This is a genomic window from Vibrio sp. A37 (assembly GCF_059777565.1).
The window spans coordinates 456,460-467,589 of sequence record NZ_JBLNLI010000003.1; the positions used below are offsets into that span (position 1 = coordinate 456,460).

Consider the following 11,130-nt stretch of genomic DNA (forward strand, 5'->3'; position numbering starts at 1 on the left):
GGAATGCTATGAATGATTATTTTATAAGGGTATTTGCAAGTCGCATTGGCTTTTTCGCAATTTTGTTTGTGCTCTTTCCAGTCCGTGCATTAGCCTATATTGGCCCCGGAGTTGGGTTGACGGCTATCGGGACTTTTTTGGCTGTGTTACTCATTTTTATCTTTGCTCTCGTTGGGTTCGTGTGGTACCCGATCAAAAGAGCTCGCAAGCGAAAGAAGCAAGCGCAGGAAATGAATAACAGCAATGAGTAGTCTTCTACAAAGCTACGTTGGTGCAGGGCTGTTTGTCGTTATTTTTATTGTCTGTTTTATCAGCTTTAAGGTGCCTAAAAAAGTCATTCAGATGAGTGCGAGTGCTGCTTCAATGCTTATCGCGATTGGAGATATTTCATTATCGGATGAAGACAAGGAAAAAATAATTCAATCCTTTACCCTTAAACTGCTGTGGCAATTTCTCACAACACTGGCCTGTTTTCTAGCGATTTTCCTTATACCTTTTGCACTGTTGTACGTTCTCGAAGTGTTTGGGATCTTTCAAGTATCTTATGTTGTTGAGGTTTTAATCTCGATACCTTTTTTAATTGCTTCGACTCTTATAGGACTTGTGATCTGGAAGTGTTTCTTTGCGAAAAAGTCGCCGGCACAAAGAAAGGTCGGTAAGGGGTTTGAGGTTCGTTATTCGCGAATGGAAAAGGCGCTTCATTTGTTTGCTTTTGCTACCAGAGGAATTCAAACCTTTCTATCTAAGGTTGAAGATAAGCTGTTTGTAAACACTGAATCAATAGAGAATTCACAACCATTATTCATCACCGCTTTGCCACGCGCAGGTACGACGTTACTTACTGAGATATGTTTTAATACAGATAAGTTTGCCACGCATACCTACCGCAATATGCCATTCGTTCTAGTGCCGTTTTTATGGCGTAAGTTTTCAAAACTGTTTAAGACAAGCTCTAATGAAGTTGAAAGGGCGCATGGTGATGGTATGAAAGTGAGCTTGGATAGTCCAGAAGCCTTTGAGGAAGTAATTTGGATGGCTTATTGGGAAGAGCAATATCATAAAGAACATATTTCCTCGTGGCCAACCCATGAACACAAGGCGTTCAAAAAATTCTTCATTCAACATCAGCGAAAAATAGTCTCTACTGCGATTTCCCAAAATAGCTCTGAGTTACGTTATCTTTCCAAAAACAACATGAACATCGCGAGAATAGAGTTCTTGTTGAATACTGTGCCTGAAGGGAAGTGCCTTATTTTGTTTAGAGAGCCTTACAGCCATTGCCAATCTTTACTAAGACAACATTTAAACTTTCTCGACATTCATACACAAGACGAGTTTTCCAAAATTTATATGTCTGGTATCGGTCATTTCGACTTTGGACAAAACTTAAAGCCGATAGATTTTAATCAATGGTTTTCTAAAACCACTCATAGTACTGCCGAAGAAATTGAATTTTGGTATGAGTATTGGTGTGCTTGCTACGGTTCACTATTGGAAATTCATTCTGAAAGAGTTTGTTTTGTTGACTACGACAAACTTTGCGCTGAACCAGAACATGAGTTAAAGCGAATAGCACAATTCATTAATCTGAGCATGAGTGAAGAAGCTTTGCTGCTCAACCAGCTTGGTCGTTTTTATCAAAACGACAAAGTAATAACGGACAATGCTCATATTGACGCAGAGCTGGTGAGTAAAATGTCGTCTATTTATAACTCCCTTCAAATACGTGCGTTGGAATAATTTAAGCCTCTGCTCGAAAGAGCTAAGGCTTAACATCGATTTTCGGAACTTAGTTTAACTGCACTGCGCCGCAAGTATAGGATCAACATTTCCTTGAATATGTTGGATGATCTTCGCCCGTTCACACTCTGCTGGTGTTACTGGGTATTGCTTGTTCCAAGCCTGCATTAGCTTTTTCTGGCTTGCGCTCATTTTGAACGTTGGGTAGACCTCATCAAAATACAAATAAGTTCGCGCTATCACACCCCTAGCTCTGGTTGGAGGTTGAACTTTGTTATTTTCAATACGCATATCACAAGAACCAAAATCGGACTTAGCACTTGGAATCATTGTAAAGTTGTAGTTTTGCCTTAGCGCATTCACACTACCAATCGCGGGAAATAGGTTGTACAAATCTGCTTGCATGAGCCGATATTCCTCACTGACTTTTGTCGCACACTTGCGGCCTTTGTAATGTTTACCATGCTTATCGACGCATTTCGGGTTTCCATCTCGCCATGCTGTAAAGTTGCGGCCAAAGTTCTCAGCGGGTACAACGTGCTCAGCTTCCCACGTTTTTAAACGATTTCGGTATTTTGTTGTTTTAAAGCCTGAAGGAAGAATGACATGCTTAGTTTTATCAAACTTGGCACCGCAGTAAATCGTATGCATTTCATCAGGTTCAACATAGATCTCTTTCTGCATCAGTCTTTTCGCTTTGCTAAACGAATCATTAGTTGTATTTCCTTGGCTAGTTAATGCGAACGCAAAAGTGGGAAATAGGGCGAGAAAGAATAGTATCGACTTAAGAGTATTTTTCATTCGGCTTTCGATGCAATTATCACTTAGTAATACTTTAACCATACTTTTATGATGTTACAACGTGGTTAGGCGATCACTACTGACGATGTCTAAGCCTGCAAATATGATGCGAATAATTTTTCTACTTAGTGTTTGACCTTACCCTTAGGGTAAAGCTTATTGTTTAATCATTGGCCAATTGGTTGGGTTGAACTTTAAATTGAAGAGGTAAGGTTATGTCATTTTTTTACGGGTACGATTGGTATAGCTGGCTTATGCCTATAGCAATGATTGTGTTTTGGGGATTATTGTTTTACTTGGTTTTCTCTAAGCCACAAACGATTTCTGTCGAACACAAAGAATCTCCGTTAGAAATTGCTAAGCGTAGACTGGCCAATGGGGAAATAAGCTCAGAGGAATTTGAACATATCCGAGAGAAGCTCTAAGGGGGATATGAAAATGAAAAAGTGGCTCGATGCATTGTTAGTCATTGGTTTCTTAGCGGTAGTCGCATTTATTTTTAATAGTGCGAGTTTGCTAGCTGGTGTAATTGCAAGCGCATATATCCTACCGTTTTTTGTTGTTTTGCTGATGGTCTATGCACTGATGTATTTTAGCAATACTTATCAAGGTAAACTGAGCGTAGTGCCTATACAAAAACCGTTAAATAGATGTAGCTGCAAACATAGGGTTTGAGGCATTTGAGCTTGGAAAGAGTTACTACGTTTATCTGACAAGTAACTCTTTTTTTGCTATTGCAGAATATATTGCGATGCTTACAAGTTGACGCGTTTCTCCACAATTCTTAACAACAATAACCACTCGAACAGACTCGACAATCTAGTATATAAATATTAACAATCTCTAATTTGTGGGTTTATATAGCCGAGTCATATCTTGAATACTGTAACGATCAATAAAGCTTGGCTACTAAACCAAGCATCAAAACACAAACATAAGTTAGTGGTGGCCAACATTGTTGCAACACTAGCGGCATTGCTGAGTGTCCCAATCCCATTGTTTATGCCCGTGTTGGTTGATGAAGTCTTACTGAAGAAACAGGGTGAGGGGATTACTTTGCTGAATATGGTGTTGCCGACTGAGTGGCAAACTGCCATGGGATACATTGTTATGGTTACTATTTTGGTGGTTGTCATGCGGCTGGCGAGTCAAGCATTGAATATCTACCAAACACGTCAATTTACTCTCATTTCCAAGTCCCTCACTTGTTTTTTACGTCAGCAGCTTTTAGACAAGTTAGGTAAAGTCAGTATGCGCCAATATGAAGATCTTGGTAGTGGCGCATTGACCTCTCACTTGGTGACCGATATTGAAACAATAGATAGTTTTATTGGTAGTACGTTAAGTCGATTTGTTGTGTCTGTTATCAGTGTCATCGGTATTGCTGTCGTTTTATTTTGGATTGATTGGAAGCTAGGTTTATTTATTGTCCTTCTTAATCCAGTGATCGTTTACTTGTCACGCTTGATGGGGCAGAGAGTTAAGAAGTTAAAAAAGTTTGAGAATCAGTCGTTCGAGCGATTCCAGCAAAGACTGGTTGAAACACTCGATGGTCTTTATCAGTTACGTGCTTCAAACCGTGAAAGAGAATATTTACAGCGGCTTAAAGAGGATGCGAATTCGATTCGAGTAGATGCAGACAACTATGCGTGGCAGTCGGATGCCGCCAATCGCCTATCGTTTCTTACCTTTCTCGTGGGGTTTGAAATTTTCCGAGCGGCAGCGATTGCTTTGGTATTAATGGGTGATCTCACCATTGGCCAGATCTTCGCAATTTTTGGTTATCTCTGGTTTATGTTGTCACCGATTCAGGATCTGCTAAATATCCAATATTCTTGGTTTAGCGCGTCGGCGGCGATGAAGCGATTAAATCGTATTTTGCAGCTCGAAGAAGAGGTGAGACCAAAAGCGAGCGTTAATCCATTTGTTCCATCTGAGTCGTTTACTATCGAATTTAACGATGTTTGCTTTGCTTATAACAAAGAGCGAAGAGTTCTCCAAAACCTCAACTTGGTTATTCCCAAAGGAAAACGTGTCGCGTTAGTTGGAGCTTCTGGTGGCGGTAAGTCAACCTTGATACAACTCCTCCTTGGTGTATATCAAAAGGAAAGTGGTGATATTTTAGTAAATGGTCATCCCATCGAAAAAGTCGGTTACGAAGAACTGCGAGCCAAAGTTGCGACTGTCTTACAGCATCCAATGATATTTAACGATACGGTCAGGCAGAACTTAACACTCGGTGAAGATTACTCAGACGAACAACTCTACCAAGCTTTGGGCGTTGCGCAGCTAACGGAGCTCATTGATAGCCTGCCAGATAGACTGGAATCTCAGCTAGGAAAACAAGGGGTGCGTTTATCAGGAGGGCAGCGGCAACGGTTGGCGATTGCCAGAATGGTTCTCACCAATCCAGATTTTGTTATTCTGGACGAAGCAACTTCCGCGTTGGACTCAACGACAGAATCCCACTTGCACACAGCGATGAATCAATTCTTGCAGGGGAAAACGACCTTGATTGTCGCCCACCGATTATCTGCAGTGAAACAGGCGGATATAATTTATGTTTTAGAAGATGGGAAAGTGGTTCAGTCGGGGCAACATCATGAGCTGGTTGTCCAAGAAGGTTTATATCAAACTCTTTATAGTTAAAACCTATGCTGGAGAACTTATCCTAAAGTTTAGGTTAAAATAAGGCCAGAACCCTTATTTGGGGTACTGGCCTTATTGATGTAGGGAAGAGCTTATAGCAAATCAAACCTGTCGGCATTCATCACTTTTGTCCATGCGGCGATAAAGTCTCGGACAAATTTCTCTTTGCTATCATCTTGTGCGTACACCTCAGCATATGAGCGCAGAACAGAGTTTGAACCGAATACCAAGTCAACGCGTGTAGCAGTCCATTTTACTTGTCCAGTTTTTCTATCAACCACATCGTATAGACCGTTATCTATTGGTTGCCATGTGTATGCCATATCGACTAAGTTGACGAAGAAGTCGTTGCTCAAAGTACCAACATTGTCAGTGAAGACACCATGGGCACTGTCTGCGTAGTTGGTGCCAAGTACACGCATACCACCGATTAGCACTGTCATTTCCGAGGCTGTTAAGCCCATCAGTTGGGCACGGTCAAGCAGCATTTCTTCCGGGGTTACTGCGTAGTCTTGTTTTTGCCAGTTTCTAAACCCATCGGCGAGTGGTTCAAGTACGTCGAATGACTCTACATCTGTCATCTCTTGCAGTGCATCACCGCGGCCGGCTTCAAAAGGTATCGTTGTGGAAAAACCAGCATTTTCAGCAGCTTGCTCTACACCGAGATTACCAGCAATCACTATTGTGTCAGCAATGCTAGCGCCTGTTGATGAAGCGATCTTTTCGATAACACTGAGTACCTTAGATAATTTAGCAGGTTCATTTCCTTGCCAGTTTTTTTGTGGGGAAAGGCAAATTCGAGCTCCGTTTGCACCCCCACGACGGTCTGACTGTCGGAATGTTCTAGCGCTATCCCATGCGGTCGTGACCATCTCACCAATGCTTAAGCCACTTTCTAGCAGGAGTTGTTTGACTTTGTTTATGTCATAACTTTTAGAGCCTGCTGGGATAGGGTCCTGCCAAAGTAAATCTTCACTTGGCACGTCATTACCAATATAGGCTGACTTAGGTCCTAAATCACGATGAGTCAGTTTGAACCATGCTCGAGCAAAAGTTTTAGAGAAATATTCAGGATCGTTTTTGAAGCGCTCAGAAATTTTTCTATATTCAGGGTCCACCTTTAGCGCCATATCCGCATCTGTCATTATTGGGTTATAGCGAATTGATGGGTCCTCAACATCGACAGGTTTGTCTTGTTCTTTTATATCGACGGGTTCCCATTGCCAAGCGCCTGCAGGGCTTTTGCTTAGCTCCCACTCATAGCCGAACAACAACTCAAAATATCCATTGTCCCATTGAGTTGGATGCGTTGTCCAAGCGCCTTCGATACCACTAGAAACAGTATCGCGTCCGATACCTCGGCCTGATTTAACATTCCAGCCTAGTCCCTGTTCGCTAATATCGGCTGCTTCAGGTTCTGCTCCGACGTTTGAGACTTTTCCGTTACCGTGAGCTTTGCCCACAGTATGTCCACCTGCGGTTAGTGCGACGGTTTCTTCGTCGTTCATTGCCATACGAGAGAACGTCACTCGCATATCTTGGGCGGTTTTTAGTGGATCTGGGTTGCCATCTACGCCTTCTGGGTTTACATAGATGAGACCCATCATCACAGCCGCTAGTGGTTTTTCTAAATCACGCTCTCCGGAATAACGGCTTCCCTTTGAGCCGCTTGGTGCAAGCCACTCTGTTTCAGAACCCCAGTAAATGTCCTTTTCAGGATGCCAGATATCTTCTCGGCCAAATGCAAAACCAAAAGTTTTTAATCCCATAGATTCGTAGGCGATGTTGCCCGCAAGGATCATTAGGTCTGCCCAGCTGATTTTGTTGCCGTATTTTTTCTTGATCGGCCAAAGAAGGCGTCGTGCTTTATCGAGGTTTACGTTGTCTGGCCAAGAATTGAGAGGGGCAAATCTTTGATTGCCGGTGTTTGCTCCACCACGCCCGTCTGCAGTGCGATATGTCCCTGCTGAGTGCCAAGCCATACGGATCATTAAGCCACCATAGTGACCCCAATCAGCAGGCCACCAATCCTGACTATCAGTCATTAAGGATTTTAGATCGCGTTTTAAGGCGTCGGTGTTCAATTCTTTTAATGCTTCTCTATAGTTAAAATTTTCACCTAAAGGGTTTGTTTTGCTGTCGTGTTGGTGAAGTATGTCGAGGTTGAGCCCTTTCGGCCACCAATTGTTGTTGTCTATTTCTGGTGAGGTAACGCTACCGTGTGCAAATGGGCATTTACCTGTCGGTTTTTGCTCTTTATTATCCATTCGTTGTTCCTTGCGTTTATTTAGAAGTATTTAAACGGGCAATTTATATACTTAAACTATTGAAAATTATATCCATACTAAGGCAAAGTACTTTTGGTATCCAATATACCTTGCCTATTAATTTAATAGGTGATCCTTTTCACTGATTGTGCAGTTGCGTCAGCAAAATCAAACTTTCCAAATTTATTGTTCGAGTTTTAAGTCGGGCTAAAAGTTCCAAGGATTAGACAATAAACACGGTATTAAATAATTAACCACAGCTATGAATTATAGTCTCAAAATCTAGCTTCAAAAGAGTTACAGAAACCTAACCTGACTCAGTGTACTCATTAAGTGTATTGTTTCATTTTTTTAGTGTTTTTTAGTGTTTTTGTTAGGCTCATGAAGAAATTAATTTTTGGTGATATTTGAGCTGATCTAGTTCTGATTTATATTCAATTAACTTATCTAAGTGAACAATGAGTTGGCGAGTTAACCAGAGGTATCCGTACGGGCCAAGCTTAAAGTTCTCGTGCTCAGGGTCATCCGCTTGCATAAAGCGTTTTGCGATTGCAACTACATCTTTAATCTTTGGCATGTCAATCGTGTCGAGATCGCCACTGTCCAACTTTTCGAATGCTATACCAATGATGTGCAAAATATGCTTAATCTCGTTGTTCTCAATGAGCTTTTGATGGCTAATATCTGTGCTCCAGTGTGTATCAACCAGTTGTTCAATCAAAGCAATTAGGGCTCTTTGAGTTTGGAGATAATGCTGAAATTTTTCTATATGCGCGGGCTTTTCTTTTTGTAGGTTTTCCATAAGCCCTGACATCTTTACATGATCAGTAATGACCTTTCTACGTAGTTGATAAAGATGCTCTTCTGAAGGTAGTTGGAACGATGCGTGAGCGAGATACAAGGTTCTCAAGTTTGTAAGCACTCTATGTTGCAGTAAGCGCCAGTTAGTTGAAGTATGAGTAGGGAGCAACTGGGAAAACGAGATGGCAATGATTGTACCAATCAAAATGTTGGCGACTCGCCATAAAGCGACGGAAACTTCAACATTCGCCGACTCTTGGTAACCCACGATAAGTGATGTCATTACTGCGAGGAAAAACAGATACTGATATTTTCCTCGCATTTTCAAGCTAAGTATAAATACACCCAAAAGAATCCAGAGTGGTGCCAACAAAGGTAAACTTGTTGGGAATAAGATGGTGACTAAGCCGATCGTTGCGCCTAAAGTCGTTCCTACGATTCGTTGAAAGCCTTTATGTATAAGAGCAGCATGTTGCGACTGACTCATTACAACTGAGACGGTTATCGGCCCCCACAGTGAATGTGGTAGTTGAGTGATCTTATAAAATACTAAGGTAAAGGTGAGCGCTAGTGTGATGCGAATTGCGTGAGTTAATTGCTGGTGAGTATGCAGATAATGTTTGGTAGAAGAAAACATATTTTGATGCGTTAAAAGTTGTATAGTAGCAAAACGCCCGTATCATGCCCAGTAACCAAAAGGGTGCGCTATACCTTTTATTGACAGGTTAATTACCAAAGCCTGATATTCTCGTTGATCTGCGTAGGTATAACAGCACCTACTAGTTGTTGTTAGTAGAGACTACTGTCTAATGAAGCAAAGTAGTGAACTCAACCTGTCCACAGGTACATTAACCATTTATGCTGATTATTCTCCTGCCGCCAATTATCTATCCCAGCTCGCTCAGGCGCATAACTCCGTTTATCCAGACGTACCCGATGTTTTGAAAGTCTATATTGTTGGCGAAACGGCTCAAGCAAAATTTGAGAGTGTTATTCAAGATTTAGAAGCAGTAGAGCTGATAACAGGGGTTCAGTGTACTGAGTTGTTTGATATTCGGTGTATCACCAAGAACTGACAACTAGCACGTTGGGAGCTACCCAAGTGAGCCTCATCTCCAGAATATGAATAAGACAAGGCTCGTATTGTATATAATCTTAAGATTGTTTTGTGTAGCTACTAATTATTATTGAGTCCGCTACCATTCAAGTCCCATCCTCACAGAGTGGGTAACCGTATTAAAAGCGGTGAGGGGTATACAAGCCAACATAGCACGGTTTCTGCGCTTAATGACTTTTTTTGCTCTTTTCTCAGAGTCACATGAATCGGGGTTATCAATATTATCAACGTCGTCACTACCGTTAGCATTGTCAGTAAGGTCTTTAATCGGTACGGTTAGGCCTTGTCCTCGCTCTGCGATCATATACCATACTGCTAACCCAGTATCCTTATCACTCATCTCATTATCTTCAGCAAGCCCTACGATGGAATTGATAAAAAATATAACTTCAAAAGAGCAATGCCTTACTAAATTTAACGTCCACCAGCGTTTCCAAAAGTTTTTTAAATCATAGAGTGAATGGTCAGGTTTGATAAGCTTTAACCCTAGTGGAATCATCAATACTGAAAATGCTATAGATCCTAAAACATCAAACCACATGCCTTGATTTTTAGAAGCTTCAGGATCTGTAATTCCGGCAACGATACAAGAGCATATCATTCTAATTAAGTTTACGGTTGCGTGTATATTTGCCAAGACGCACATGAACGTATCACTAATCATTGCTATATGAGAACACCATGCTCCAGGTTTAAACAATGCACTGTTACCGCTTAGTATATCCGCTGCTTTGCGGTTTTGGTCTACATACCATAGGCCATTAAACGCCCAAGTAATAACATTCCCATATAATCCCATTATTAAACCAAATCTTCCCCATGCTTTGGTGTCAATCGACAGAAGGTTGCTTTGGGAACCTTGGCTATAAAATGACGAAGGTATTGAAGGCAGGTAAGTATAGCTTTTCCCTGTAATAATGTAGTTGGTCACCCAGTAGAATATACCTAAGAAGAGACCGTTCAATTCCTTTAGGCTGACGTTAATAGATAGATCTATTCCAAATAGCTTTATAAAGCTAGTGACTACCGGAATCTGAAGTCGGATAAATTTTTGGTTCCACATGTTTGAAGCAATATCAAATGCAACTTCTACAACAGATTCGATAAGGTCAAATGTCCAGTTTACGGCATCGAAGTAAGAATCTTTTAAATCATCAACCAGAGATAGAGCAATATTCGGAACAGCAGTTGGGTCACCAAGAATGCTTAGCGTAGCATCTATTATTTTCGCAAGTACGGCTTCAGCTGTATTGAGATTGGAGCCATCTCTAGAGCCAAGTACAAGGTTATAGACTTGACTGACATCCACATCGACATCTTCAATAATGATTGGACTTACTACTTCGATAATGCCATCTATAATTGAGCCAATTGCTGAAGTGAGGTAATTGAGTGGAGTAATTATAACGTCATTTATAAATGAGTTGTTCATTATGCTATTGGTTAACTCTTGCATCGAAGATGTAACAAATTTGATACAACTTTCTCCGGCGCCTTCTGCTAGTGGTTGATAATCTGTTAAGCGTGTATTAGGAACTAAATCTAGTATTGATTCGCGAACACTATTTATACCACTTTGAATCTTGGGTTTGTATGAGTAGGTCATATCCATTAAGTCACCATAAAAATGTGTTGCTGAGTTAATACAACTGATCATATCCTTGAGGTGCACAAAGAAGTTGATTATGTTGATAATGACATCAATGACATCAATGACATCAATGACATCAATGACATCAATGACATCAATGACAT

General features: G+C 41.1%; 10 protein-coding genes. 6 read left to right on the forward strand and 4 right to left on the reverse strand.

The window, feature by feature from the left end:
• Nucleotides 1–8: 8 nt before the first annotated feature.
• The gene (locus ACM2FC_RS08210) at nt 9–251 is read left to right on the forward strand and encodes a hypothetical protein (protein ID WP_498480401.1); all 243 of its coding nucleotides are present in this window, start codon (nt 9–11) and stop codon (nt 249–251) included.
• Nucleotides 244–1,740, forward strand: a complete 1,497-nt coding sequence (locus tag ACM2FC_RS08215) for a sulfotransferase (protein WP_498480402.1) — start codon at nt 244–246, stop codon at nt 1,738–1,740. The genes ACM2FC_RS08210 and ACM2FC_RS08215 overlap by 8 nt, the downstream gene beginning before the upstream one ends.
• A gap of 54 nt (nt 1,741–1,794) precedes the next feature.
• On the opposite strand, the gene ACM2FC_RS08220 is transcribed toward ACM2FC_RS08215, so the two are convergent.
• On the reverse strand, nt 1,795–2,541 hold the full coding sequence (locus ACM2FC_RS08220; RefSeq protein WP_498480403.1) for an endonuclease: 747 nt from the start codon (nt 2,539–2,541) through the stop codon (nt 1,795–1,797).
• A 215-nt stretch (nt 2,542–2,756) separates the two neighbouring features.
• Here ACM2FC_RS08220 and ACM2FC_RS08225 point away from each other — a divergent pair, with 215 nt between their 5' ends.
• The 3 genes from ACM2FC_RS08225 to ACM2FC_RS08235 all read left to right on the forward strand — a co-directional run bounded on the left by ACM2FC_RS08225 (nt 2,757) and on the right by ACM2FC_RS08235 (nt 5,190).
• Entirely contained in the window at nt 2,757–2,966 is a 210-nt protein-coding gene (locus ACM2FC_RS08225) for an SHOCT domain-containing protein (RefSeq protein WP_498480404.1), read from the forward strand.
• 13 nt (nt 2,967–2,979) lie between these two features.
• Complete coding sequence (locus tag ACM2FC_RS08230) at nt 2,980–3,216, forward strand: hypothetical protein (RefSeq protein WP_498480405.1); 237 nt, start codon at nt 2,980–2,982, stop codon at nt 3,214–3,216.
• 267 nt (nt 3,217–3,483) lie between these two features.
• Nucleotides 3,484–5,190 carry an ABC transporter ATP-binding protein gene (locus ACM2FC_RS08235; RefSeq protein WP_498480422.1) on the forward strand — a complete coding sequence of 569 codons (1,707 nt, stop codon included), beginning with the start codon at nt 3,484–3,486 and terminating at the stop codon, nt 5,188–5,190.
• Nucleotides 5,191–5,282: 92 nt separating this feature from the next.
• Here the strand turns inward: ACM2FC_RS08235 and katG are convergent, their stop codons facing one another.
• Both katG and ACM2FC_RS08245 read right to left on the reverse strand, forming a co-directional pair.
• Nucleotides 5,283–7,457: a catalase/peroxidase HPI gene (katG, locus tag ACM2FC_RS08240; RefSeq protein ID WP_498480406.1), complete on the reverse strand. Its 2,175-nt coding sequence runs from the start codon at nt 7,455–7,457 to the stop codon at nt 5,283–5,285.
• A 379-nt stretch (nt 7,458–7,836) separates the two neighbouring features.
• Nucleotides 7,837–8,895 carry an FUSC family protein gene (locus tag ACM2FC_RS08245; RefSeq protein ID WP_498480407.1) on the reverse strand — a complete coding sequence of 353 codons (1,059 nt, stop codon included), beginning with the start codon at nt 8,893–8,895 and terminating at the stop codon, nt 7,837–7,839.
• 172 nt (nt 8,896–9,067) lie between these two features.
• On the opposite strand from ACM2FC_RS08245, the gene ACM2FC_RS08250 reads away from it, so the two are divergent.
• Nucleotides 9,068–9,334: a hypothetical protein gene (locus tag ACM2FC_RS08250; RefSeq protein WP_498480408.1), complete on the forward strand. Its 267-nt coding sequence runs from the start codon at nt 9,068–9,070 to the stop codon at nt 9,332–9,334.
• A 120-nt stretch (nt 9,335–9,454) separates the two neighbouring features.
• On the opposite strand, the gene ACM2FC_RS08255 is transcribed toward ACM2FC_RS08250, so the two are convergent.
• A partial coding sequence (locus tag ACM2FC_RS08255) for a hypothetical protein (RefSeq protein ID WP_498480409.1) occupies nt 9,455–11,130 on the reverse strand: 1,676 nt, incomplete at its 5' end.